24 protein-coding genes are annotated in these 26,005 nt (G+C 65.9%); 18 read left to right on the forward strand and 6 right to left on the reverse strand.

Translation table 11 applies throughout. The features are described 5' to 3' along the window. Positions 1–3: 3 nt before the first annotated feature. The 16 genes from F7R02_RS10115 (at position 4) to F7R02_RS10195 (ending at position 18,429) form a co-directional block, all read left to right on the forward strand. Positions 4–3,600, forward strand: coding sequence for an ABC transporter permease/M1 family aminopeptidase (locus tag F7R02_RS10115; RefSeq protein ID WP_078590663.1), 3,597 nt, complete (start codon positions 4–6; stop codon positions 3,598–3,600). A 232-nt stretch (positions 3,601–3,832) separates the two neighbouring features. Then, complete coding sequence (locus tag F7R02_RS10120; protein WP_078590660.1) at positions 3,833–4,282, forward strand: DUF2147 domain-containing protein; 450 nt, start codon at positions 3,833–3,835, stop codon at positions 4,280–4,282. 263 nt (positions 4,283–4,545) lie between these two features. Next, entirely contained in the window at positions 4,546–6,630 is a 2,085-nt protein-coding gene (gene metG / locus F7R02_RS10125; protein WP_078589869.1) for a methionine--tRNA ligase, read from the forward strand. A 378-nt stretch (positions 6,631–7,008) separates the two neighbouring features. Next, positions 7,009–7,599, forward strand: a complete 591-nt coding sequence (locus F7R02_RS10130) for an HAD family hydrolase (RefSeq protein ID WP_078589868.1) — start codon at positions 7,009–7,011, stop codon at positions 7,597–7,599. Between the two features lies 1 nt (position 7,600). Then, positions 7,601–8,029: an Rnf electron transport complex subunit RnfB gene (gene rnfB / locus F7R02_RS10135; RefSeq protein ID WP_016850270.1), complete on the forward strand. Its 429-nt coding sequence runs from the start codon at positions 7,601–7,603 to the stop codon at positions 8,027–8,029. Between the two features lie 650 nt (positions 8,030–8,679). After that, positions 8,680–9,468: a hypothetical protein gene (locus F7R02_RS10145; protein ID WP_011346866.1), complete on the forward strand. Its 789-nt coding sequence runs from the start codon at positions 8,680–8,682 to the stop codon at positions 9,466–9,468. 85 nt (positions 9,469–9,553) lie between these two features. Beyond that, entirely contained in the window at positions 9,554–9,922 is a 369-nt protein-coding gene (locus F7R02_RS10150; protein ID WP_005911668.1) for a hypothetical protein, read from the forward strand. Positions 9,923–9,980: 58 nt separating this feature from the next. Next, positions 9,981–10,544, forward strand: a complete 564-nt coding sequence (locus tag F7R02_RS10155; RefSeq protein WP_003485439.1) for a sigma-70 family RNA polymerase sigma factor — start codon at positions 9,981–9,983, stop codon at positions 10,542–10,544. After that, positions 10,541–11,374, forward strand: coding sequence for an anti-sigma factor (locus F7R02_RS10160; RefSeq protein WP_167521006.1), 834 nt, complete (start codon positions 10,541–10,543; stop codon positions 11,372–11,374). The genes F7R02_RS10155 and F7R02_RS10160 overlap by 4 nt, the downstream gene beginning before the upstream one ends. A gap of 224 nt (positions 11,375–11,598) precedes the next feature. Continuing rightward, complete coding sequence (locus F7R02_RS10165) at positions 11,599–12,597, forward strand: acyl-CoA desaturase (RefSeq protein WP_005911662.1); 999 nt, start codon at positions 11,599–11,601, stop codon at positions 12,595–12,597. Next, a complete protein-coding gene (locus tag F7R02_RS10170; protein WP_078589866.1) occupies positions 12,594–13,844 on the forward strand; it encodes an NAD(P)/FAD-dependent oxidoreductase in 1,251 nt (416 codons plus the stop codon). Before F7R02_RS10165 ends, F7R02_RS10170 begins: the two co-directional genes overlap by 4 nt. After that, positions 13,844–14,728, forward strand: coding sequence for a DUF1365 domain-containing protein (locus F7R02_RS10175; RefSeq protein WP_003485446.1), 885 nt, complete (start codon positions 13,844–13,846; stop codon positions 14,726–14,728). Before F7R02_RS10170 ends, F7R02_RS10175 begins: the two co-directional genes overlap by 1 nt. Next, positions 14,725–16,020, forward strand: coding sequence for an SAM-dependent methyltransferase (locus tag F7R02_RS10180; RefSeq protein ID WP_078589865.1), 1,296 nt, complete (start codon positions 14,725–14,727; stop codon positions 16,018–16,020). Before F7R02_RS10175 ends, F7R02_RS10180 begins: the two co-directional genes overlap by 4 nt. Further along, entirely contained in the window at positions 16,017–16,562 is a 546-nt protein-coding gene (locus F7R02_RS10185) for a DUF2878 domain-containing protein (RefSeq protein WP_011346861.1), read from the forward strand. Before F7R02_RS10180 ends, F7R02_RS10185 begins: the two co-directional genes overlap by 4 nt. Further along, positions 16,559–17,341, forward strand: a complete 783-nt coding sequence (locus tag F7R02_RS10190) for a DUF1295 domain-containing protein (RefSeq protein ID WP_003485452.1) — start codon at positions 16,559–16,561, stop codon at positions 17,339–17,341. The genes F7R02_RS10185 and F7R02_RS10190 overlap by 4 nt, the downstream gene beginning before the upstream one ends. Before the next feature lie 17 nt (positions 17,342–17,358). Next, positions 17,359–18,429: an SAM-dependent methyltransferase gene (locus F7R02_RS10195; protein ID WP_005924864.1), complete on the forward strand. Its 1,071-nt coding sequence runs from the start codon at positions 17,359–17,361 to the stop codon at positions 18,427–18,429. A 157-nt stretch (positions 18,430–18,586) separates the two neighbouring features. On the opposite strand, the gene F7R02_RS10200 is transcribed toward F7R02_RS10195, so the two are convergent. Continuing rightward, positions 18,587–18,934, reverse strand: coding sequence for a RidA family protein (locus F7R02_RS10200; protein ID WP_003485457.1), 348 nt, complete (start codon positions 18,932–18,934; stop codon positions 18,587–18,589). A 10-nt stretch (positions 18,935–18,944) separates the two neighbouring features. Beyond that, entirely contained in the window at positions 18,945–19,823 is an 879-nt protein-coding gene (locus F7R02_RS10205) for a DUF998 domain-containing protein (protein WP_306291554.1), read from the reverse strand. A gap of 92 nt (positions 19,824–19,915) precedes the next feature. Between F7R02_RS10205 and mprF the strand changes: the two genes are divergently transcribed. Beyond that, the gene (gene mprF, locus F7R02_RS10210) at positions 19,916–22,480 is read left to right on the forward strand and encodes a bifunctional lysylphosphatidylglycerol flippase/synthetase MprF (protein ID WP_005924858.1); all 2,565 of its coding nucleotides are present in this window, start codon (positions 19,916–19,918) and stop codon (positions 22,478–22,480) included. A gap of 293 nt (positions 22,481–22,773) precedes the next feature. On the opposite strand, the gene F7R02_RS10215 is transcribed toward mprF, so the two are convergent. From F7R02_RS10215 to thpR, 4 genes are all read right to left on the reverse strand, one after another. Next, positions 22,774–24,147, reverse strand: a complete 1,374-nt coding sequence (locus F7R02_RS10215; RefSeq protein ID WP_078589864.1) for a virulence factor — start codon at positions 24,145–24,147, stop codon at positions 22,774–22,776. A 69-nt stretch (positions 24,148–24,216) separates the two neighbouring features. Next, positions 24,217–24,411: an oxidoreductase-like domain-containing protein gene (locus F7R02_RS10220; RefSeq protein WP_033484136.1), complete on the reverse strand. Its 195-nt coding sequence runs from the start codon at positions 24,409–24,411 to the stop codon at positions 24,217–24,219. Positions 24,412–24,474: 63 nt separating this feature from the next. Continuing rightward, positions 24,475–25,080: an HD domain-containing protein gene (locus F7R02_RS10225; protein ID WP_003485466.1), complete on the reverse strand. Its 606-nt coding sequence runs from the start codon at positions 25,078–25,080 to the stop codon at positions 24,475–24,477. Between the two features lie 35 nt (positions 25,081–25,115). Beyond that, complete coding sequence (gene thpR / locus F7R02_RS10230) at positions 25,116–25,718, reverse strand: RNA 2',3'-cyclic phosphodiesterase (RefSeq protein ID WP_005911644.1); 603 nt, start codon at positions 25,716–25,718, stop codon at positions 25,116–25,118. 100 nt (positions 25,719–25,818) lie between these two features. Between thpR and F7R02_RS10235 the strand changes: the two genes are divergently transcribed. Then, positions 25,819–26,005 (forward strand): transposase (locus tag F7R02_RS10235; RefSeq protein ID WP_151210039.1); only part of this gene is annotated, 187 nt, incomplete at its 3' end.

Here is a 26,005-nt window from a genome sequence, read left to right on the forward strand (position 1 = left end):
GCCATGATCCTGGCGTTCCTGCGCTTCGAGCTGCGCGAACAACTGCGCTCGCCGTTTTTGTGGTTGTTGGCCGCGCTGTATGCGTTACTGGCCTTCGCCGCGCTGTCCAGCGATGCCGTGCAGATCGGTGGCGGCATCGGCAATGTACTGCGCAATGCGCCAACCGTGATTGCCAGCGTGCTGGCGATTTTTAGCTTGCTCGGCCTATTGGTGGCTGCGCTGTTTGTCAGCAATGCCTTGCTGCGCGATTTCGAGTTGGGCACCGCAGAGCTGGTATTTTCCACACCCGTGCGCCGCCGCGATTACCTGGCAGGCCGCATCGCTGCAGCGTTGATTGCCGGCACGGTGATGTATCTGGTGATCGCGCTGGGCATGTTTGTGGCGCAGTTCATGCCATGGATCGACCAGGCGCGGCTCGGGCCGGTCGCGCTGCTGCCGTACCTGTGGTCGCTGCTGGTGCTGGTGCTGCCCAACCTGCTGTTCACCACCGCGCTGCTGTCGGTGCTTGCGGTGACCACGCGTAGCATCCTGTGGGTCTACATCGGCGTCATCGTGTTTTTCGTGCTGTATGGCGTGAGCCGGGCGCTGCTATCGGACCTGGACAACGTTTGGGTTGCGACCCTGTCCGATCCACTCGGCATCCGCGCACTGTCGCAAACGCTGCGCTACTGGTCGGCGGAACAACGCAACCTGCAGCTTCCCCCATTGACGGGTTACCTGCTCGCCAATCGCGCCCTGTGGCTGGGCATGAGCGGTGTGTTGTTCGCCGCGACCTTTGCACTGTTCCGCACCGAACGCAGCGGCACGCGTCGTCGTCGCGGCGTGGCGCCTGCCGCATCCTCCAGCGCGCAGGCAGCCAGCGTGCGCGTCAACACCACCCGTCTCAGCGTGACGCCCGCCTTCTCGGCCAGCACCGCAATCCGGCAACTGCTGCGCCAGATCCGTTTCGATACGCTCGGCGTGCTGCGTAGCGCACCGTTCGTGGTGCTGCTGATGCTGGGCCTGGCCAACTTCATCCCCACCGCATTGTTCAATGCACGCATGTACGGCACCGCCGTGCTGCCGGTCACCTCATTGATGCTGCAAGCGCTGCAGAACAGCTACAGCTTTCTGCTGATCATCGTGGTGCTGTTCTATGCCGGCGAACTGGTGTGGAAAGAACGCAGCAACCACACCGACGGCATCACCGATGCCATGCCGGTGCCGGACTGGGTTCCCCTGCTCGGCAAGTTCGTCGCCTTGCTGGCCGTGATCGCCAGCTTCCAGCTCGCCGGGGCGTTGACCTCGATCGCGCTGCAACTTGGCCGTGGCTACACCACGATCGAGCCGCTGCTGTATCTCAAGACGCTGGCGCTTGGCTCGGTGCTGTATGTGCTGATGGGCGGTATGGCCCTGGTGCTGCAGGTCTTGAGCAACAACAAGTTCGTCGGCTATGCGATGCTGATGCTGGTGTTGATCGGGCAATCGGCGTTGTCGATGCTGGACTACACGCAGAACCTGTACAACTTCGGAAGCTGGCCCAACGCACCGTATTCGGACATGAACGGCTTCGGCCACTTCTTGCCCGGGCAGCTGTGGTTCCAGGGCTATTGGGGCGTGTTCCTGCTGGCCTTGTTGCTGCTGTCCTCGGCGTTCTGGCCGCGTGGCGTCGGCCATGGACTGCGCCAGCGGCTGCGCCTGGCATCGCAGCGCCTGCGCAGCCCCACCGGCGCGGCATTGGCGGTGAGCCTGCTTGGCTTTGCGGCGATCGGCGGCTGGCTGTACTGGAACACCAACGTCTACAACAGTTTCCTGTCGCCGGAGCAGCAGTTGGACCTGCAGGCACGCTACGAGCGCGATTACCGCAAGTACAGGGACCTGCCGCAGCCGCGCATCATTGCCGTGGACAATCATGTCGATCTGCACCCGGAAACGCAGTCGGTCGTGATCGATGCCACCTGGACCGTGCGTAATTCCCATAGCGTTCCGATCAACCAGGTGCACATCGGCATGCAGGGGCGCGCTGGCGACCGTAGCCTGGTCAACGTGGACCTGGGCGGGCAGACGCTGATCACCCACGACATCCCGGCCGGCTACCGCATCTATCGCCTTCAGCGCCCGCTGCAACCTGGCGAAGAGCGCGTGTTCCGCTTCCGCGTGGACCAGCACCCGCATGGCATCACCGCCGGGCAGGCACAGACCGATCTGGTCGCCAATGGCAGCTTTTTCAATAGTCGGGCACTGCCCTGGTTCGGCTACAACACCCAGACCGAGATCACCGACCGCAACGACCGCCGCAAGCGTGGTCTGGGCGAGCCGACGCGCATTCCCAAACTGGAAGACCAGGCCGCACGCGCCAACACCTACGTCAGCGACGATGCCGACTGGCTCAGCTTCGCCAGCACCATCTGCACCGCACCGGACCAGATTGCGTTGGCACCGGGCTATCTGCAGAAGGAATTCCGGCAGGCTGGCAGGCGTTGCTTCCGCTACGTGATGGATCGCCCGATGCTCAACTTCTATGCGTACCTGTCGGCGCGCTGGCAGGTGCGCAAGGGCTATTACAAAAACGTTCCGATCGAGATTTATTACGACCCCAAGCACCCGTACAACGTGCAACGCATGATCGAAGGCGTGCAGAAATCGTTGACCTATTACGAAGCCAATTTCACCCCATACCAGCATCATCAGGTGCGCATCATCGAGTTCCCGGGCTATGCGGGGTTTGCGCAATCGTTTGCCAACACTATCCCCTACTCCGAATCGATCGGGTTCATCGCCGACCTGCGCGACAAGGACGACATCGACTACGTGTTCTACGTCACCGCGCATGAAGTGGCGCATCAGTGGTGGGCGCATCAGGTGATCGGTGCGAATGTGCAGGGCGCCACGATGTTGTCCGAGTCGCTGGCGCAGTACTCGGCGCTGATGGTGATGGAGCGCGAATACGGGCGCGCGCACATGCGCCGCTTCCTTAAATACGAACTGGACCGCTACCTGGAAGGGCGCGGCGGCGAAACGCTCGATGAACTGCCGTTGTACCGGGTGGAGAACCAGCAGTACATCCATTACCGCAAAGGTTCGTTGGCGTTCTATCGCCTGCGTGAGGAGATCGGCGAACAGGCGCTCAATCGCGCGTTGCAGCGTTTCCTGCAGGCCAAGGCGTTTCAGCAAGCGCCCTATACCACCTCGGCCGAACTGCTACAGGCCATTCGTGCCGAAGCAGGCCCCGATCAGCAAGCAATGATCACCGACCTGTTCGAGAGGATCACGTTTTACGACAACCGTGTGGTGAGCGCGCAGGCCCGCAAGCGCCCGGATGGACGCTTCGATGTAACCGTGCAGGCGCAGGCGGCCAAGTTGCAGGCCGATGGCCGCGGCAAGGAACATGCAGTGCCGATGGACGACTGGATCGAGGTCGGGATCTACGGCCAGCCCGCCGGCAAGACCGCACCTGCGCCGGTGCTGGCGCTACAGCGGCGGCACGTCACCAGCGCTACGCCCAGCTTCACGCTGACGGTGGACGCCCTGCCCATCGAAGCCGGCTTCGACCCCGACAACAAGCTGATTGACCGCGTGCCGGACGACAATCGGAAGCGGATCAGCCTGGCGGCCAACTGATCGGCGATCACCGAAGCAGCATGCGTAGGACAGAGCACGGCATGCGCTGCTCCCGCGCGTCTGCTGTGGCGCGCGATCAGCGCAAGGTCAGTCATCGCCCTGGGCCACGCCGGTGCCTGCAGCGCGCGCATGAACGCATCCCGCAGTGCATCTTTCCGCAACCATACTCCACGGTATACATTCGCGATCAGGCCGCCGACGGCGGCCCTCAGTGATCCCTGGGAGGGGAACCATGCGCAAGACCTTCAAGACCCTGATGCTGGCCCTGCCGCTGGCCGCCGCGTCGCTACTGGCCCAGGCGGCCGATTCGCCGGTCGGCCGTTGGAAGACCATCGACGACGAGACCGGCAAGCCCAAGTCGGTGGTGCAGATCGAACAGGCCGCCAACGGCGCGTTGACCGGCAAGGTGGTGGAGATCCTGCAGTCGGCCCACGGCCCGAACCCGGTATGCGAAAAGTGCGATGGCGCGCTCAAGGGCAAGCCGATCAAGGGCATGACCATCCTGTGGGGCCTCAAGCCGGACGGCACCGCGGTATGGAGCGGCGGCTCGGTGCTGGACCCGGCCAAAGGCAAGACCTACAAGGCCAAGGTCACCCTGACCGACGGCGGCAAGAAACTGCAGCTGCGCGGCTACATCGGTATCGAAGCGCTGGGCCGCACCCAGACCTGGATTCGCGAATAGCCGGGAATCGGGATTCGGGATTGGGGAATCGCAAAAGCAGGCGCCCGCAAGGGCGCCTTTTTTGTGCTTATCGCTCAGGACATGCGGATGCATCGAGACCGGGAAAATGCTGCTTCACCGCCACTGCCGCGCCTCAACAACACGGCGACCTGACCCTGCTTCGACCGATTCCCCACTCCCCATTCCCCATTCCCCATTCCCCATTCCCCATTCCCCACTCCCGACTAATGCGATAATCGCGCGTCCCCCGCATCACGCCCGCCATGACCCGCACCGCACTCGTCACCACCGCCCTGCCCTACGCCAATGGGCCGCTGCATCTCGGCCACCTGGTCGGCTACATCCAGGCCGACATCTGGGTGCGTGCGCGCCGGTTGCGCGGCGACAAGACCTGGTTCGTCTGCGCCGACGACACCCACGGCACGCCGATCATGCTCGCCGCCGAAAAGGCCGGAGTGACCCCGGAGGCGTTCATCGCCAACATCCAGGCCAGCCACGAGCGCGATTTCGCGGCGTTCGGCGTGACCTTCGACCACTACGATTCGACCAATTCGCCGGTCAATCGCGAGCTCACCGAAGCCTTCTACGCCAAGCTGGAGGCCGCCGGCCATATCAGCCGGCGCTCGGTGGCGCAGTTCTACGATACGGCCAAGGGCATGTTCCTGCCGGACCGTTACATCAAGGGCATCTGCCCCAACTGCGGCAGCCCCGACCAGTACGGCGACAACTGCGAAGTGTGCGGCGCCACCTATGCGCCGACCGAGCTGAAGGAACCGAAGTCGGTGATTTCAGGCGCCACCCCGGAACTGCGCGATTCGGAGCATTTCTTCTTCGAAGTGGGCCATTTCGACGGATTTTTGCGCGAGTGGCTTGCCGGCGATGTGGCGCTTCCCGGGGTAAAGGCCAAGCTCAAGGAATGGCTGGACGCCGAGGGCGGCCTGCGCGCCTGGGACATCTCGCGCGATGCGCCGTATTTCGGCTTCCAGATTCCCGGCCAGCCGGGCAAGTATTTCTACGTGTGGCTGGATGCGCCGATCGGGTACCTGTGCAGCTTCAAGACGCTGTGCGCGCAGATGGGCGAAAATTTCGAAGCGCATCTGGTCGCCGGCACCCAGACCGAGCTGCATCACTTCATCGGCAAGGACATCGTGAATTTCCACGGCCTGTTCTGGCCGGCCGTGCTGCACGGCACCGGCCACCGCGCGCCGACCCGCCTGCACGTCAACGGCTACCTCACCGTGGACGGGGCCAAGATGTCCAAGTCGCGCGGCACCTTCGTGATGGCGCGGACCTTCCTGGATGTCGGCCTGGAACCGGAAGCGCTGCGTTACTACTTCGCGGCCAAGTCCTCCGGCGGCGTGGACGACCTGGACCTCAACCTGGGCGATTTCATCGCACGCGTGAATGCGGACCTGGTCGGCAAGTTCGTCAACCTGGCCAGCCGTTGCGCCGGCTTCATCGGCAAGCGCTTCGATGGCAAACTGGCCGACGCCCTACCCGATGCCGCCCAGTACGACCGCTTCGTCGCCGCCCTGGCACCGATCCGCGAGGCCTACGAACGCAACGATGCCGCCAGCGCGATCCGCCAGACCATGGCGCTGGCCGACGAGGCCAATAAATACATCGACGACACCAAGCCGTGGGTGATCGCCAAGCAGGATGGCGCCGATGCGCAGCTGCGGTCGGTCTGCACGCAGGGCCTGAACCTGTTCCGCATCCTGGTGGCCGCGCTCAAGCCGATCCTGCCGCGCACCTGCGCCGAAGCCGAAGCCTTCCTGTCGGCGCCGATGACCAGTTGGGAAGACGTGATCGGCCCGCTGACGGCGCACACGATCCAGCCCTACACCGCCCTGTTTACCCGTATCGACCCCAAACTGATCGACGCCATGACCGACGCTTCCAAGGACACCCTCGCCGCACCTGCAACACCGGCTACCGCCTCCAAGCCTGCACCGGCCAAGGCGGACGCAAAGCCCGCTGCAGCGGCGAATCCCCAATCCCCCATCGCCACTCCCGGCTTCATCGGCATGGACGATTTCGCCAAGCTCGACCTGCGCATCGGCAAGGTGCTGGCGTGCGAATTCGTGGAAGGCTCGGACAAGTTGCTGCGCTTCGAACTGGACGCCGGCGAACTGGGCACGCGGCAGATCTTCTCCGGCATTCGCGCCAGCTACGGCGAACCGGAAACGCTGATCGGCCGCAGCGTGGTGTTCATTGCCAACCTGGCCCCGCGCAAGATGCGCTTTGGCATCAGCGAAGGCATGATCTTGTCGGCTGGCTTCGACGGCGGCGCCCTGGCGCTGCTGGACGCCGACAGCGGCGCACAGCCGGGCATGCCGGTCAGGTGATGGGATTGGATTGGGAGTTGGGAATCGGGAATCGTAAAAGCGGAGTCTGCAAGGTCTGCTGATTGCGAGCTTGAGAATCGCCGCACCCGACATCCACACACCGATTTGAGCTTGAGAGGCTGGCAAAACGTGTGGGGGAAACACGAAGTAATGAGGGATGCGCGAACAGCACGCTCTCAAGCCCCTCTCCTGCGGGAGAGGGGTTGGGGTGAGGGTACGCGGCGAAGCTCTGGTGTCGTTGTCACTGCACGTGGCTCCGCTCGTACCCTCATCCGCCCCTGCGGGGCACTTTCTCCCCCATGAAGGAGGACAATGTCCCGGTGGGAGAAGGGACATCCGGCACAGCTTCAACCAACTCCAATCCACCATCCCCGCGCCATGCACCTCGCCCTGTTCGACTTCGATCACACCGTCACCACCTGCGACACCTATGCGCGCTTCCTGCGCAAGGTGGCCACGCCCGCGCAGCTGGCCGCAGCAAAGTGGCAGGTCGGCCCGTGGGTGCTGGGCTATCGGCTGGGCGTGGTGTCCGCTGCCGCGCTGCGCACGCGGGTGACGCGCATCGTGTTCAGTGGTCGCTCGCTGGACGAGATGACCATGCATGGCGCCGATTACGCGCGCACTGCACTGCCGGGCGTGTTGCGCGCAGAAATGATGCAACGCATCGACTGGCATCAGGCGCGAGGGCATGAGGTAGTGCTTGTCTCCGGCTCGCTGGATCTGTACCTGCAGCCCTGGTGCACGCAGCATGGGCTGTCGCTGATCTGCAACCGGCTCGAACACACCGGTGGCGTGCTGAGCGGGCGCTACGCCGACGGCGATTGCGGGCCGCATAAGGTTGCGCGGATTCGCAGTCAATACGAGCTGCCTCGGTACGACTGTGTGCACGCCTATGGCGACAGCCGCGAAGACAAACCGATGCTCGCGCTTGCGCAACAACGCTGGTATCGCGGCAATCTGCTGCATTGAGATGACCGCGATGCCTGCCCCTGCACCCGATCTGGTCGAACGCCTCGACCGCCTGCTGCCGCAGACCCAATGCGGGCAATGCGGGTATGACGGCTGTCGTCCGTATGCGCAGGCGATGGCAGATGGCCTGGCGACGATCGATCACTGCCCGCCCGGCGGCGATGCCGGGGCACGCGCCTTGGCGCAGGTGCTGGGCGTGCCGCCACGTCCCTACGATCGCAGTCGCGGCGCACACAAACTGCCGCAGGTGGCCTGGATCGTGGAAGCCGATTGCATCGGCTGCACCAAGTGCATCCAGGCCTGCCCCGTGGATGCTATCGTCGGCGGCGCCAAGCACATGCACACGGTGATCGCACCGTTGTGCACGGGTTGCGAACTGTGTCTGCCGGCCTGCCCGGTGGATTGCATCGAATTGCATCCAACCGCCTGAGCGCGGCGCTCGGCGCGATGCCGCGTCCAGCCGATGTCTGCGTGGTCATGGGTTGGCGTGCATTCCGGCATGGTCACCTGCTGCGCAAGGCAGATTCGAGCTGGCGCGACATGCAGGCGATGCCCCTATCGATCAATGGTCTGCCGCATCCAGGTCGAAAGGCCAGTACCAAGTACGTCGACACCGCCTCCGCGAGCGGCTTGGCATTGGTCCGACTATCCGGGTTACAACCGCGCTTGGCTGCGCGCCGTTGGCATGCGCACGAAACATGCGCCCCGACATGTCGATGCGCCATGCTGTGGACCGTTGGCAGCCATCTCTCGCGAGCCACCGCAGCCCAAGCAGGGCAGGTGATCGCGCTGCGCGCATGCGCCCACCGTTGGAAACGTTGCACCCTGCGCGCTCGCCCTGGCATGTGGCACCGCTTGTTGTCACTCTCGTTCGCGCATTGCGGCAGGACCACTCGTGACGGCACACCGCCGTGCCGCCGCCAGCACCGTCAGCGCCATCAACGCCACCACCAACCACTGCCAGGCCAGCCGCGCCAGGCGCCCACAACCACCTCGCCGTCAGGAACGTCCTGACGCAGCCTGCGCATCCGTGCTGCGGCCGCGCCCGTATTGGTAGGCACTCCCATCGAGGATCTGCCGATGCGTCCACTTGCCGCCACCCTCGCCGCGCTCACCGTCCGTTGCCGGCCGATTCCGCCGTTGTTGCTGCTGGTGCTGGGCAGCCTGCCGCTCGGCGCAGCCGCGGTGACGCGGGTGGACGGCGATGCGTTCGATGGCGAGAGCGGCGCGTTGCGATATCGCGAGTCGCACTGGTTGCTCGACGATGGCGGGCGGCTGGTGCTGTACCGCTGCCCGGACGGGCGAGCGTTCGCGCGCAAGCAGGTCGATGGCGGCGGCAGCTCGCCTGATTTCAGCCTGATCGATGGACGCGACGGATATCGCGAAGGCGTGCGCCAACGCAATGGCGCACGCGAAATGTATCAGCTCGCCCCAGGCAAACCCGAACGCCGCACCACGCTGCCGCCTGGCGGCGGCGCGCGGGTGATCGATGCCGGGTTCGACGCCTATCTGCGCGACCAATGGGATCCCATTGCACGCGCGCCGCAAAAGGTGGACTTCGTCTTGCCCAGCCTGCAGCGGCAGTTGGGCTTCCGGGTCGAACGCCTAGGCGATGCCGCCGGCCAGCGGCGCTTCCGCATCAGTCTGGATGCCTGGTACGGCGCGGCGGTGCCATCGCTGGAGGTGCGTTATTCGCTCGCCGACAAGCGGCTGCTCGAGTTCCGCGGAGTCGGCAATCTGCGCGATGCGAACGGCCGCTATCCGCGCGTGCGCATCGTCTTTCCGGACACCCCTGCGCGCGCGGCCAGTGCCGAGGAAGTACGTCAGGCGCGCGAGCAGCCGCTGGCCACCTCGTGCAGCGCCTCGTGAACCACGCCCGCGCCATCTTCACGTCCGACCACGCGCGCTTGCGTACAACGGCCCGGGCACCCATTCCCCGTACAGGAGCACCGTCGTGGCAAAAGCCTATCTCTGGATCAATGCAGTGCTCTACTTCGTCCTGGCGGTGTGGTGCACGCTCTCTCCGGCCAAGACCGCAACGGCGGTGGGCTATACCCAGCTCTCGCCGGCCGGGCAATCGGAGTATCTGGTCATCTACGGCGGGTTGCAGTTGGGCATGGCGTTCCTGTTCGGCTACTTCGCGTGGATCGATCAAGCCCGCACCGGCTTGGTGGTCGCCCTGGCGTTCTATGTCCCCATCGTGCTGTTCCGCAGCGTCTCGCTCTCGCGCTTGTGGCCGGTCTCCGCACCCACGGTTGCGCTTGCCGGCGTGGAGATCCTGTTGTTGCTTGCCGCGGTGCTGCTGTGGTTCCAGCGTAAGTGAAAGACACGCTCGGCCCAGTCCGGTAGCATCGCCCCCACCTCACCCAACGCCCGACCGCATGAGTGCCATTCCTGGCCACGACGACGATGAGACCGGACGCCTGCTGACCGCAACCGCGGGCGGCGACCGGCATGCTTTCGAAGCGCTGTATCGGCAGACCTCCGCCAAGCTGTTCGGCGTGTGCCTGCGGATGATCCCGCAACGTGCCGAAGCCGAAGAGGTGCTGCAGGACGTGTTCACGCTGATCTGGCACAAGGCCGGGCAGTTCGACCCGAGCCGCGCACGCGGGCTCACCTGGCTGGCGATGATCGCGCGCAACAAGGCGATCGATCACCTGCGCGCCAACGCGCCGCAGCGCCGCAATGTGGCTCTGGACGATGCCGGCGAACTACGTGCCAGCGATGCCTCGCCGCTGGATCGCACCGAGCGCGCGAGCACGCGCCGGCGCATCGATCACTGCCTGGCCGAACTGGAACCGCCACGCAGCGAGTTGATTCGCACGGCGTTCTTCGAAGGCATCACCTACGAGGAACTCGCCGCGCGCACCGATACGCCGATCGGCACGGTCAAGAGCTGGATCCGTCGGGGTCTGGCCAAACTCAAGGCATGTCTGGAACGATGAGTACGCCCTTTCCCATCGACCAGGAACCGCCGCGCGACGTGCTTGCCGGCGAATACGTGCTTGGCCTGCTGAGCGCAGAAGAACGCCTGGCGGCCGAACAACGCATCGCCACCGACGGCCAGTTCGCCCAGGCAGTGCTGCAGTGGCAGGAACTGCTGGCGCCGCTGCTGGAAGAAATCGTGGCGCAGACGCCGCCGGATCAGGTGTGGGTACGCGTGCGCCAGGCGCTGGGCTTCGATACGCCCTTGCGCGCGGTGCCGTCTGCAGCGCCGGTCAGCACGACCGCGCCTGCAGCGCCGTTGTGGAACAGCGTGCGGTTCTGGCGCTGGGCCAGCGTCGGTGGCCTGGCCACGGCAGCGGTCTGCGTGCTCGCCCAGCTCAACCTGCGTACGCCGCCGCCACCGGTGCAGCCGCCGCACACTGGCGAAGTGGTGCAGACCCCGGTCACCCCGCCTGCGACCAATCCACCTGCCGCGACCGGGATCGCCATGACCTCGACCCTGGCCACCGAAGACGGTCGCCCGGGTTATGTGGCCTTGATGGACGCCGACAAGCACACCATCACGGTGACGCCGCTGGACCGCACCGCCACCGCCGACAAGGTGCCGGAGTTGTGGCTGATCACCCCCGATGGCAAGGCGCATTCGATGGGCACCTTCGACGATCAACGTGCACGCCGTGCGCAGATTCCCGATCAGTTGATGCCCATGTTGAGCAACGAGGCCATTCTGGCCGTCACGCTGGAGCCGCCAGGCGGCGCACCCGGTGGCGTTGCCACCGGCACCGTGGTGGCCAAGGGCGGCATCAGCACGCTGGCGATGGCGCCCTGATCCAGCGCGCCTGACCTCGCCTGCGGCCACTTCGCAGGCGGGGCTCTCCAAGACAGCCTCATCCGCGCCGGTATTCTGTGACGCGGGCAATGTGTGCGCAGCTGCGCGATTCGTTCGCGACGCCAAGCGAACCCCACCCATGCGTGCGACGATCAAGCGGCCTGGTGCATCTGTTTGCCGGCAGCGTCCGTACTGGGTCACGACTACTCTATGGAGAATCACGCGTGCCGAGCACTGGCCTCGACCCTCACGCCGCAGCGCCGCAGCCCGCCACCGCACCACCGCGTGGCGGGCTGGCCGCACGCGTCGGCAGCCTGCGGCGCTGGGTGGATTCGCAAACCGACGAGCCCCTGGACGAAGCGCGTGCCGATCGCATCGACTGGCTACGTGCGGTGCCTTTCATCGCCTTGCACCTGGCCTGCCTGGCGGTGTTCTGGGTCGGTGCGTCCTGGTTTGCGGTGGGCATGGCGGTGGCGTTGTACGCGCTGCGCATGTTCGCGCTCACCGGTTTTTACCACCGCTACTTCTCGCACCGCGCGTTCAAGACGTCGCGGGTGCTGCAATTCGTGTTCGCCGCCATCGGGGCCACCTGCGTGCAGCGCGGGCCGTTGTGGTGGGCGGCGCATCATCGCAACCACCATCGACATACCGACACCGGCCGCGATCCGCATTCGCCGGCGCAGCACGGCTTCTGGTGGAGCCATACCGGCTGGTTCCTGACCCCGCGTAATTTCCGCACCGACTGGGAAGTGATTCCCGACCTGCGCCGCTTTGCCGAACTGCGTTTTCTGGACCGCTTCGACATCGTGATGCCGGTGCTGCTGGCGCTGGGCCTGTACCTGCTCGGCGACTGGCTGGCAGTGGCTGCGCCCGCGCTGAAAACCAGCGGCGCGCAGTTGTTGGTGTGGGGCTTTGTGATCTCCACCGTGGCGTTGTTCCATGCCACCTTCACCATCAACTCGCTGGCGCATCGTTTCGGCAGCCGGCGGTTCGACACCCGCGACGACAGCCGCAACAACTGGCTGCTGGCATTGCTCACCTTCGGCGAAGGCTGGCACAACAATCACCATTTCTTCCCAGGCTCGGCGCGCCAGGGATTGCGATGGTGGGAATACGACATGACCTGGTACGGACTCACCGCGATGTCGTGGGTGGGGCTGGTGTGGGACCTCAAGCCGATGCCGAAGCTGCTCACCCAGCGCGCCGAACGGGTGAAGCGATGAGCGATGGCAGAATTGCCGTGGTCGGCAGCGGAATCGCCGGCCTCAGTGCAGCGTGGCTGTTGTCGCGGCGCTGCGAGGTGACCTTGTTCGAGGCCGCCGATTATCTGGGCGGGCATACGCACACGCACGACATCGACCTGGAAGGTCAGCGTTATGCGGTGGACAGCGGCTTCATTGTGTTCAATCCGCAGCATTACCCGCTGCTCACGCGCATGTTCGCCGAGCTGGACGTGGCCGCGCAGCCGACCACGATGAGCTTTTCGGTCCACGATGCACGCAGCGGGCTCGAATACAACGCCGGCAGCCTGAGCGGATTGTTCTGCCAGCGCCGCAATCTGCTCAGCCCGCGCTTCTGGGGCATGCTGGCCGACCTGCGCCGCTTCTATCGCCAGGCACCGGCGGTGCTGCACAGCGACGAGCGTTTCAGCACGCTGGGCGCGTATCTGCAGCGGCACGGCTATTCGGATGCGTTCCGCGACCAGCACCTGGTGCCGATGGCGTCCGCGCTGTGGTCCTCGCCTTCGCAGACCATTCTCGAATTTCCCATGGGCCAGCTGATCGGCTTCATGGCCAATCACCATATGCTGCAACTGAGCGGGCGCCCGCAGTGGCAGGTGGTGCGTGGCGGGTCCAACAGCTACGTGCGTGCGCTGCGGCGACGCTGGCAGGTGATCGAGCGCCTGTCCACGCCGGTACAGGCAATCCGCCGCACGCCCAATGGCGTGGTGCTGAAGGCTTCGCGTTGCGAGGAACATTTCGACCACGTGGTGCTGGCCTGCCATGCCGACGATGCGCTGGGTTTGCTCAGCGACGCCACGCCGGCCGAACGACACATCCTCGGTGGCATCACCTACCAGGACAACGACACCGTGCTGCACACCGATGCCAGCGTGCTACCGCGCGACCGTCGCGCCTGGGCAGCATGGAACGCGCACGTGCCGGCCGACCCGGACGCCGCCTGCACGGTGAGCTACTGGATGAACGCACTGCAGTCGATCGCGTCACCGCAGCCGTTCATCGTCAGCCTCAATCGCAATCACGAGATCGACCCCGGCAAGGTGCTGCGGCGCATGCGCTACCGCCATCCGGTACAGAACGCGGCGGCAGTGGCGGCGCAAGCGCGCAAGGCCGAGATCCAGGGCGTGCAGCACACCTGGTTTGCCGGCGCCGCGTGGGGCTTCGGTTTCCACGAAGACGGCCTGCGCAGCGGCGTGGACGTCGCGCATGGCCTGGGAGTGCACTGGTGATGCAGCTGCTGCGCGACGCCCACCACGACGCGGTGCCGTTGCCCCCTACCGAGGGCAGCGGCGCCGGTCGCGTGGCGAGGCCATTGCGCAGCGCGATCTACACCGGCTGGGTGCGGCACCGGCGCTTCATGCCCAAGGCGCTGCATTTCCGCTATCGCCTGTTCCTGATGTATCTGGATCTGTCCGAGCTGGATCAGGTGTTCGCACGACGCTGGTTGTGGTCGGTGGGGCGCGCCAATCTGGCGCAGTTCCGGCGCAGCGACTATCTGGGCGATGCGAGCATTCCGCTGGACCAGGCGGTGCGCGACTGCGTGCACACGCACACCGGCGAGCGCCCCGAGGGCGCGATCCGGCTGCTGACGCATCTGCGCTATTTCGGTCACGTGTTCAACCCGGTCAGCTTCTACTATTGCTTCGATCGCCACGACAGCCTGCGCTGGATCGTGGCAGAAATCACCAACACGCCCTGGCAGCAACGCCATACCTACGTGCTGCCGGTGGCGCAGGCGCGCACGCATCGCGATGTGCATGCGTGGCGCTTCGACAAGCGCTTCCACGTTTCGCCGTTCATGGGCATGCAGCAGCGCTACGACTGGCGCTTCAGCGTGCCGGATGCGCAGTTGCGTGTGCATATGGATGTGCTGGACGCCGTTGGCGACGATGCCGGTGGTGCCATCGACAACAGCAGTACGCGCCGCTTCGACGCCACCTTGGTGCTGCAACGTCAACCGCTCACCGCGCGCAACCTGGCGTGCACGTTGCTGGCTTATCCGTTGATGACGGTGTGGGTGGTGATCGCCATCCACTGGCAGGCCTTGCGCCTGTGGCTGCGCGGCAACCCGGTCCACGACCACCCTCACCCGCCTGTGCGAGAACCCCGATGAACGCCACGTCCCTGCCCGATCACGCTGCGCCGCGCGCGGCCTCCTGGACGGACCGTCTGCTGCGCAAGCGCCTGCTGGCCACGCTTGGGCAACTGCGCGATGGACAGCTGCAGCTGCATGAAGCCGGTACTGTCGCCACGCTTGGCACGGCCACGGGCGCGCAGGCCTTGCAGATGCAGCTGCGCGTGATCGACCCCGGTTTTTATCGGCAGGCGGCGCTCAACGGCAGCGTCGGTGCGGGCGAGTCGTATATGGATGGGCAGTGGCAGTGCGACGACCTGGTGGCGTTGATGCGGCTGCTGCTGCGCAACCGCGAGCGGCTGGACGCGATGGAGACCGGCACCGCGCGCCTGGGCGGCTTGGCCATGCGCAGCCTGCATGCGTTTGCGCGCAATACCCGCAGCGGCAGCCGGCGCAATATCGCCGCGCATTACGACCTGGGCAACCCGCTGTTCAAGCTGTTCCTGGATGAAAACCTGATGTACTCGTCGGCCATCTTTGTCGACGGCGAGGAGGCACAGGGCGAAGCGGCACTGGAGCGCGCGGCGACCCGCAAGCTCGAACGCATCTGCCAGAAACTGCGTCTGGCGCCGCACCATCATGTGGTGGAGATCGGTACCGGCTGGGGCGGCTTTGCGCTGTACGCCGCACGCGAGCACGGCTGCCGCGTCACCACCACCACCATTTCCCGCGAGCAGTTCGAGCTGGCCAACCAACGCATCGCCGCGGCAGGTCTGAGCGATCGGGTGACGGTGCTGTTGCGCGACTACCGCGACCTGGAAGGCCGCTTCGACCGCGTGGTCTCGATCGAGATGATCGAAGCCATCGGCCACCAGTATCTGGACACGTACTTCGCCAAGGTCGGCAGCCTGCTGGCTGACGATGGCGAAGCGCTGATCCAGGCCATCACCATCGAAGACCACCGCTACAAACAGGCGCTGCATTCGGTGGACTTCATCAAACGGTATATCTTCCCTGGCAGCTTCATCCCGTCGGTCGCGGCGATGACCGGCGCGGTCGCGCGCGCCAGCGATCTGCGCCTGTTCAACCTGGAAGACATCGGCCCGAGCTATGCGTTGACCTTGCGCGCGTGGCGGCAGCGTTTCATGGCGCAGTTGCCGCAGGTGCGTGCGCTGGGTTACGACGAGCGCTTCATCCGCATGTGGGAGTTCTACCTGGCCTATTGCGAGGCCGGTTTTCTGGAACGCTCGATCGGCGATGTGCATTTGTGGCTAAACAAGCCCGGTGCACGCCCGCCGCAATTCGTGCCGGGCCTCACCGCCAACGCATGAAGCAGCTCGGCAACTACCTCGGCATGCAGGTGCTGTGGCTGATAGCGGTCAGCTCCGCTGCGCATGCGCGCATCTGGCCAACGCTGCTGGCGCTGGCCGTCTTTGCGCTGTATCAGCTGTGGCCAGCGCGGCGCGCACCCGGCGACGTGCAGTTGATGGTAGCAGCCTTGTCGCTGGGATTGCTGCTGGACACCACGCTGGCAGCGGGCAATTGGGTGCGCTACGCCGCGCCGTGGCCGGGCAGCCTGCTGGCGCCGCCGTGGATCCTGGCGTTGTGGCTGGGCTTTGCGCTCACCCTCAACCATTCGCTGGCCACGGCAATGCAGCGGCCGTGGCTGGCAGTGGTGCTGGGCGCCATCTTCGGGCCATTTTCGTACTGGCTGGCGCAACGCAGCTGGCACGCGGCGGAATTTCAGCCGCCCTACCTGCATGCCGTGCTCGCCGTGGGCATCGGCTGGGGCGTGGCCTGCGGCGTGTTGTCGCTGTATGCACGCCGGCTGGCGCGACCATTGCCCGATGACCCCACTGGAGAACTGCAATGACTGCCTGGCCACTGCTGCATGTGGGCGTGTTCGCAAGCGTGGTGATGGTGGTCGGCTGGCTGTGGCAACGCCGCAGCGGCAACGCCGGCCCGGTGGATGTGTTGTGGGCGGGCTGCCTGGCGCTGGCGGCGCCGTATTGCGCATGGATGGCCGATGGCGCACTGCTTCCGCGCGCGCTGGTGGCGGTGCTTGGGGGCGTGTGGGGGGCGCGTCTGGCGCTGCACCTGGGCGTGCGCGTATTCGGCGACCCGCACGAAGACGGCCGGTACCGCGCGTTGCGCGAGCACTGGAATGGCAGCCAGGGCAAATTTCTCGGTTTTTTCCTGGCCCAGGCCGTGGTGGTGGTGCTGTTCGCCGTGCCGTTCCTGGCCGCTGCGAGCAATCCACACGCGGAATGGAGCGCATGGACAGGCATCGCGATCGTCGTGTGGTTGATCGCGGTCGGTGGCGAGGCATTGGCGGACCGGCAGTTGTCGGCGCACAAGGCCAACCCGGCCAATCGCGGCAAGACCTGCCGCACTGGTCTATGGCGTTATTCGCGCCACCCCAATTACTTTTTCGAGTTCGTGCACTGGTTCGCGTATCTGGCGCTGGCCGTCGGTGCCGGCCCGTGGCCGGTGGCGCTGTGCGCGCTCGGGCCGGTGGTGATGTTCGTGTTTCTGTATCGCTTCACCGGCATTCCTTACACCGAGCAGCAGGCGCTGCGCTCGCGTGGCGAGGACTATGCCCAGTACCAGCGCAGCACCAGCGCGTTCTTTCCACTTCCCCCTTCGTCCTGAGTTGCCTGGAGAGTTGCATGTCTACCGTTACCGTCCCGCCCTCCGCGCAGCCTGAAGAAGCCTTCGCCACGCGGCTCGCCGAATCCGGTGTGCTGCCCGATGCCGTCTTGCGCCACGGCATCCGTCGCCTGTGCGCGCAGCGCCTGCGCGATGAGCGCGGCAACGATGCCGATGTCAACGGCGAGCGGCAGCGCGCCTTCATCGACAGCCTGCGGGCCAGCGCGATCGCGATCGAAACCGATGCGGCCAATCGCCAGCATTACGAATTGCCGCCGCAGTTCTTCACCCTGTGCCTGGGCCGCCGGCTCAAGTACAGCAGCTGCTATTGGGACGCCACCACGCCCAATCTGGATGCCGCCGAAGAACGCATGCTGGCGCTGTACGGCGAGCGCGCCGAACTGGCCGATGGTCAACGCATTCTGGAACTGGGCTGCGGCTGGGGCTCGTTGACCCTGTGGATGGCCGAGCGCTATCCGAACGCCAGCATCACGGCAGTGTCCAACTCGCGCCCGCAGCGCGCGCACATTCTGGAGCAGTGTCGCGTGCGCGGGCTGAGCAACGTGCAGGTGATCACTGCCGACGTCAACGCGCTGACCCTGCCATCGGGCGACTTCGACCGCGTGGTCTCGGTGGAGATGTTCGAGCACATGCGCAACTACCGCGACCTGCTCGCACGCGTCGGCAGCTGGCTGGCACCGGGCGGCAAGCTGTTCGTGCACATTTTTTGCCACCGCGATCTGGCCTACCCGTTCGAAGTGGCCGGCGAAGACAACTGGATGGGCCGGCATTTCTTTACCGGCGGGCTGATGCCGGCGGCCGATACCCTGCTGCATTTCCAGCAGGATGTGGTGATCGAACAACGCTGGCTGCTGTCGGGCGAGCATTACGAGAAGACCGCCAACGCCTGGCTGGAAAACCAGGACCGCCACCGCGGCCAGATCATGCCGCTGTTGAAGCAGACCTACGGCGACGACGCGCAGCGTTGGTGGCAGCGCTGGCGGATGTTCTGGCTGGCCTGCGCGGAATTGTTCGGCTACGACCAGGGCCGCGAATGGGGCGTGGCGCACTACCGTTTCGTCAAACGTTGACTGCACCGCCGGCAGTTGTTGCGACCATGACTGCCGGCCACCCTTGCACCACGCGTACGTGCGCGCACTGCGACAACCGCGCAGCAGTCACTTGGTTGCGCTGAAGCGGTGCGTGCCATCGCGCGCACCGCATCCAGTGCCGCACCCGGTGGTGCGATCAGCCCGCCGCAGCGGTCACCACGATTTCCACCTTCCACTCCGGCCGCGCCAACCTGGCTTCAACGGTGGCGCGGGCAGGCGTGAAGCCGTGCGGCACCCACTGGTCCCAGGCCGCGTTCATGCCATCGAAATCGGCGATGTCGGCGAGGAAAATTTCCGCACGCAGGATCTTGGTCTTGTCGCTGGCCGCCAGCGCCAGCAGCTTGTCGATCTCGCCCAGCACCTGGCGGGTCTGCCCGGTGATGTCCTGGCTGGTGTCCTCGGCAATCTGGCCGGCCAGGTAACACACGCCGGCATGGACGGTCATTTCGGACATACGCGGACCCGCATCGAATCGCTGCAGCATTTCAGGCTTCCTACGGTTGATTGACCCCTGCATTGTCCCGCGAATGCGGCAGGCGTGCAGCCCCGTCGCGCTCGCAGCGCGCCAACACGGTGCCCGCGCGCACCATCCAGACCACGATCAGCACGATGGCGATCTTCTGGCTAATGCCCAAGGGTGCGCTGGTCACGGTGACATGGAACAGCAACACAGCAAACGCTGCCCAGCCCAGCAGGAAGGCCGAAGGAAAGTGCGCACGCCACCGCACATCGCGCCGGAAGTACCACGACTGCAGCAGCACTGCCGCAATCACGCACAGAAACGTCGTATCCGCCGACAGCACATGCACCATCGCGGCCGCCTCCGGCGCCAGCTCGGGCATCCAGCTGTCGCCGATCGAGACCACGCACAGGCCCACTGCCGCCATCCAGAACAAACCCAGCACGGTGCGGCTACGCGCAGCCGGCGCCAACGCCGCATACAGACCCCGCGCCAACCACGCCATGCTGGCGGCCAGCAGGCAGTAGGCGGTGCGCAGCAACAAACCATACGGGCCGTGCAGATAGGCGCTCAGTTGCGCATCCACCCACCATAGATCGCGGCGCAACCATTGCAGCACCAGCACCAGCCCGATGAAGACCATGCCCGCGATGGCGGCGACGCGGCCGGCGTGGCCGCTCCAGCGCGGCGGCATGGGCCGCGCGCGGGGCGCGAACGTTGGGGAATCGGGTGCATTGCGCATCAGCTGCCTGTCTGCCTTCCAACTGTCATGGCGGTCCTGTCGTGTTCGTTCGGCACGCGTGTGCGGCTTTGTCCTATGATGCGCGCGGCCGGCCCGCACAGACACTGTGTCGGTACGATCGAACCTCGCGTTCACTGGATGTCGGCACCTTCGCAACCACGCTGCATGCACCTTCAACCCGACCGGCCCATGCATTGCAAACGCGCCCGCGGCACACCTCGTGCATGCCCCCTCCTTCCCTTTCAGCAGATCCCGTTGCCCTCATGACGGATACCCCCGCGTCTTCCGAAACGTCCGCCAGCGGTTGGCGTCGCGCCCTGCCGGTCGTCATCAGCCTGGCGATCCTGGCGATGGCTCTGCATGCGCTGTCGTCGCAGTTCACCGACCACGGTTACCGCCAGATCCGGCATGCGTTCCGTGCGCTGGGCGCGGGGCAGATCGCACTGACGCTGCTGCTCGGCTTGAGCAGCTACGCGTGCCTGGTGGGCTTCGACTGGGTGGGGCTCAAGCGCACCGGCAAGCAGTTGCACCCGGCACGGGTGGGCATCACCGCCTTCATGGCGCATGCGGTCGGGCAGACATTGGGCTTTGCCGCACTCACCGGCGGCGCCGTGCGACTGCGCGGCTACGGCAGCGTGGGCCTGACCCTGGCCGAGATCGGCCAGGTGGTGCTGATGAGCACCCTGGGCTTCATCTTCGGGGCCTGGGTGCTGCTGGGTCTGGCATTGCTGCTGGAACCGGAAGCGGCCGCGCGCGCGTTGCCGATTACTGCGCAGGCCATCCGCATCGCCGGCATCGTCCTGCTGGTCGGCTACGGCGCCATGCTGGTGCTGGTCGGCAAACAGGGCCGCGAGTTCGGCATCCGTACCCACCGGTTCTGGTTACCGGACCGCACCACGGTGCTGGGCGTCACCGCACTGAGCGTGGTGGAGCTGGGCCTGGCCGCGGCCGCGTTCTACGTACTGCTGCCACCGGAGCCCGGTACCGGCTACTTCGGCTTCATCGGCATCTGGCTGGTGGCCGTGGTGGCCGGACTGATCTCCACCGTGCCGGCCGGCCTGGGCGTGTTCGAGTGGAGCCTGCTCAAACTGCTGCCGCACGTGCCCCCCGCCGCGGTCCTGGCGGCGGCGCTGGCCTACCGCGTCACGTATTACATCGTGCCACTGCTGATCTCGGTGGCCATGGCGGCCGCCTCCGGGCTGCGCGCGCCGGTACGCGTCGGCGCCAGCACTGCGCGTACTGTGTGGAAGGCCCTGCGGCCGTGGCTGCCGCAGATTCTGGCGCTGGCGGTGTTTGCGGTGGGTGCCGCGCTGGTGATCGACGGCACCCTGCCGACACCGCGCGCGCGCCAGGAAGTGGCGCCGCTGCCGCTGATCGAAACCTCGCATCTGCTGGTCAGCCTGGGCGGCATGATGCTGCTGCTGATCGGCCAGGGCCTGCAACGCCGCAGCCATGCGGCCTGGGTGCTGGCGCTGGGCGTGTGCTTGCTGCTGCCGCCGTTGGCGCTGCTGCGCGGCAGCCATATCTCGGTGTCGTTGTCGGCAGCGCTGGCAGCGGTTGCGCTGTGGGCGGCGCGGCGCGAGTTCTATCGCCAGGGCGCGCTGCTGGACGAGGCCTGGTCGTGGCGCTGGCTGAGCAACCTGGGCCTGGTGCTGGTGGCCACGTTCTGGCTGCTGTTCTTCGTCTACAGCCATGTCGAATACAGCAACGATCTGTGGTGGCAGTTCGCCACCTCGGCCAATGCGCCGCGTGCGTTGCGCGCCGCGCTGATCCTGTGCGTGGGCGTCATCGTGTTCGGCATGGCGCGCCTGCTACGGGGTGGGCGCAGGCCGATGCCGGCGGCCGATGCACAGACGCTGCAGACGCTGGCACCGATCCTGGCCACCAGCACCGATACCCAGGCCTGCCTGGCGCTGACCGGCGACAAGGCGTTTCTGCTGGATGAGCAGCGCCGTGGCTTTGTGATGATGCAGCGCTATGGCGGCTCGCTGATTTCCATGGGCGACCCGGTCGGCCCGCCAGAGGTGGCGTGCGCGCTGATCTGGCGCTTCCGCGAAGAGGCCGACCACATGGGCCTGCGCCCGGTGTTCTACCAGGTCGGCGAACGGTACTGGCAGACCTATCTCGACATGGGGCTGACCCTGGTCAAGCTGGGCGAAGAGGCGATCGTGCCGCTGGAAGGTTTTACCCTGGAAGGCCGCGACCGCGCCGACCTGCGCCAGGCCTGGAATCGCGGCAAGCGCGGCGGCCTGAGCTTCCGCATGCTGCAGCCCGAACAGGTGGAGGAGGTATTGCCGCGTCTGGCCGAGGTATCGGAACAGTGGCTGGAAGAAAAATCCGGCGAAGAGAAAGGCTTCTCGCTGGGCAGCTTCGATGCGGATTACCTGCGTCGCTTCCCGGTGGCGGTGGCCGAGGCCGAAGGACAGATCGTGGCATTCGCCAACGTGTGGTGGGCACCGGCCGGCGGCGAACTCTCGGTGGACCTGATGCGGCACAGCGCGCAGGCACCGAAGGGCACCATGGATTTCCTGTTCATCGAGTTGTTCCTGTGGGGCCAGGCCAACGGCTACACGCGGTTTTCGCTGGGCATGGCGCCGTTGTCGGGCCTGGCCGAACATCGCCTGGCCGGGCGCTGGAACCGCTTCGCCAGCCTGGTCGCGCGGCACGGCGAGCGTTTTTATGGATTCAGCGGCCTGCGCCGCTTCAAGTCGAAGTTCGCCCCGACCTGGCGCCCACGCTACCTGGTCGCCCCCGGCGGCATGCATTTGCCGGCCGCCTTGCTGGATGTCACCCGGTTGATTTCGGCCGATCCCGGGCGGCAGGAATAAGGCCGCGCGCGACGCTGCCGCCAGGCATGCCGGTCTGGCGGCACTGCCTAGCCGCTCACCAGCGCGGATATCGAAATCCCAGGCGCATTCCAGTTCCTGAAATGCCGGTTCGCCAAGAAGCTGCCGCACATCATGGAAGCGCGGTGTACCATTCGGGGCGGGACTGTATGGCGGCATGAATGCCGCCATCGAGCTTCCAAGGATGGAGTTACAGCCTGCCCCGAGACCGGAGGCGGCACCGCGCAACCGACCAAGACCAAGGTTGGCGCCATCAGATCAAACGATGTCCGGCCTTACGACTTCGACAGCGCGTGCAACTGGTCCATGATCGTCTTGGCCAGGGTCGCGTAATCGCCCTTGAAGTGATGATCGCCCGGCAGTGCGACCCGCCTGGCCACGTTTGCGGGCAGGCTTGGGCACAGCGCATCGTCGTCGTCCTGGCCGTAGATGCACACCGTCGTGCCGACCGGCAGACGCTGAACTTCCGGTGCGATCGGCAGGCCCTCGTCATCCGAGCCCAGCCAGTTGCTGACGTGGAATTCGTAGTCGGCCAGCTTGCCGACCGACAACAGCGCCGTCATGCGCAGGTTCTGCTTGGTCGCCGCCGGCAGTTTGTTGATGGCGGCCGGCAGCACGTCGGCGCCCTGCGAAAACCCGATCAATACCACGCGCTGACGATCCCAGCGCTGCGCATAGATGCGGGCGATGCGATCCAGGTCGTCGGCAAAACCTTGCGGCGTGCGCTCGGTCCAGAAGTAACGCAGCGAATCCAGGCCAACCACCGGAATGCCTTGCGCGGCGAGTGCGTCGGCCACTTCTTCGTCCAGCCCGGCCCAACCGCCATCGCCAGAAACGAAGATCACGAACGTGTCGTCGTCGCTGTCGCCGTCCGGCTTGGCCGGCAGCTCCACCACCGGCAGATCCGCCAGGCCGCCGGGCGGCGGCGGCAACGCCACGCCCTTCTGCTCGCCCAGCGAACGGACCGCGGCACGCAGGCCGGGCAGGATGTCGCCTTGCGCTGAGCGCCGGAAGGTGCGCGCCTGCGGCACCTGCTTGAGGAAGCCCTCCTCGGCAGCCGCCGGACAGCGTTTGTCCTGGCTGGCCGCAAGCACCCAGGGAATCTGCAATGGCACCGGCAACAGCGTGTTGGTCCCCGGGCGCACACCCGGCTGGCAGATCGCCTGGTTGGACACGGCGGCTGGGCAGAGCCCGTCGGTCAGTACGCCGGCCAATACATGCGGCTTGGCTTGGGCCGCGATCGCGTAGGCCAACGCGGCGCCCTCGCCATCGCCCACCAGCAGCGGCAGACGGTAGGTAGGGATGTGATAGAAGGCCTGCACGTAGCGCGAAAAATTTTCCACATCGCCGACCGAGAACGTGCAGGTGCCGCCGGCTTTGCGCAGCACGGCATACAGGTGCGCGGTGTCCACCACCGCCACCATCGCACCGTCGGCGCGCAGGCTTTCTGCCTGGGCTTGGCGCTTGGCGGCATTGCCCGCACCGGCCAGCCAGATCACCACCCGTTGCGGCTCGCCCTTGGGCATCAGCACCGGCACCTGCTCGAAACGGCCGTGGCTGACCGGTTCCGGCGCCTGCGCGGCAGCCATGCCCGACAGCGTCAACATCGCCGCGCCGCAGAGCGCGCTCCACATTTCAAGTCGTCGCATGTCGCACCATCGGGAAAAGTGGTTCAAAGATAATCGTTCCGGACTGCAGCGCGAAGCGCAGGACCTCGCTCATTGCGCCTCGGGGCGGCTGGCCGCCGGCTGGCGCGCTTCCCACGCTGCCAGGGCCTGGCGGTAACGCGTCAGCTCCTCGGCATACAGATCGTGCACGCACAGCGGGCAGCCGCTCTCACAACATTCGTTGGGCGCAGGCGGCTGCGGGGCGATCGGGCGTGGGTCTGGGCTGGAAGCAGCGCTGTCGTGCATGCGGCCATTGTAGCGTGCGCATCGGACTCAGCCGGGCATGCAGCCCGGACCGGACGGTCACGCTCAGCGCCCCAGCCGCCGGCGCAGATTGGCGCGCGCGGCACTGTCGTGGTGGATATGGAAGTAATCGCTCAGGAAGATGCGCGGTTGCTTGAGCACACCCGCCAGGAACCGACGGCGATTGAGCCGGTACAGCACACTGGGTACGTGCCCACGATACTCCTCGGCGATGGCCTGATCGTAGGCATCGAACACAGCTGAAGGCGCGGCCAGGATCGCCATGTCGCAGTCCAGGAACAGCGCGGCGTCTTCATCCACGTCCTGCGGCTGCAATTGCCCATGCCGGGCCGTGAGCAGGATCAGCGCGTGCACCCGCTCGACATCCACCTGCGCCTGCGGCCACCAGCGGGGGATGGATTCGGCCGCCATCAGTGCCGATTGCGCTTCATTGTCGCTGCGCCCGGGCTGATACACCGCATCGTGGAATAGCACCGCCAGCCAGACCTCTACCGGCTGCTGCCAGCCCGGCCCGGCTGCGACCTCGGCGTAGTGCTGCAACACCGCGCGGACGTGGCCGAAGTGGTGATAAGCGCGCGGCGGCGTGGCATAGGCCTGTTCGAGTGCGGCCAAGTGGTCGGCGTGCAATGGCAATGGCGTGGCGATGTCCATATCCGCAGGCTACCGCGTACGCGCGGCCATGCACATCAGCGCAGCGACCAGCGGCCTTCGATCTGGTAACGCGACTGGCCGAGAAAGCTGCGCACCAGCGCGAAGTCGCGCACGGTCCAGGCAAGCGCATCGCAGCGCCGCTGCGGCACTGCCTGATTGCAGTACAGCAGCGTCATGTGCGGCGTGTATTGCGCGTCGCCGGCAATGCCGACATGCGCCAGCTGCCTTCCCAATGCGCCCTGCAGCTCGTAAAGCCCGCGCACCTGCTCTTCGCCACGCAGCACGCAGGGAAGTTGCGAGCGCCTGCCACCGAAGGTGCCGACGCGATCGAACTCCACTGCGAACGCGTCCATCTGCACGCGCGTCGCGGCCTGGCTGGCGCGGCTCACCAACGAGGGCGGCAGACCACCGGCGTAATCGCCCAGATGATGCAGGGTCACATGCAGCCGTTCGCGCGCTAGCGGCTTGCCTTCGGCGTGCCCGCCTCGCAACAGGCTGTCGGCAATCCGCGCGGCATGTTCGGCAGTGGGCGCATCGGCCATCACCGCGAAAAACAGACGTTCGGTCGTTTTCTCTTCCCCAAGCCCGAGCGACAACTGCGCCTCGGCCGATGACAGGTACAGGAACTGTTGCTTCATGGGTGGATGCCACGACCGCGCAACGCGGGCCTGCCTGAAGAAGGGCGGCGGATACTAGGGCCTGTTAACACTAATGGCCCGAGCGATTAAACTATTGGGCATGGAGATCACGCCAGCACAATTTTCTCTGATCGAACACTGCCTGCCGGCGCAGCGCGGCAATGTCAGCATGACCAACCTGCAAGTGGTCAACGCCATCCTTTACGTTGCCGAGCATGGCTGCAAATGGCGCGGCCTACCCAAGCGCTTTGGCAACTGGCATACGGTCTACACACGCATGAACCGTT

The sequence above is a fragment of the Xanthomonas cissicola genome (genome assembly GCF_008801575.1).
Lineage (GTDB): Bacteria > Pseudomonadota > Gammaproteobacteria > Xanthomonadales > Xanthomonadaceae > Xanthomonas > Xanthomonas cissicola.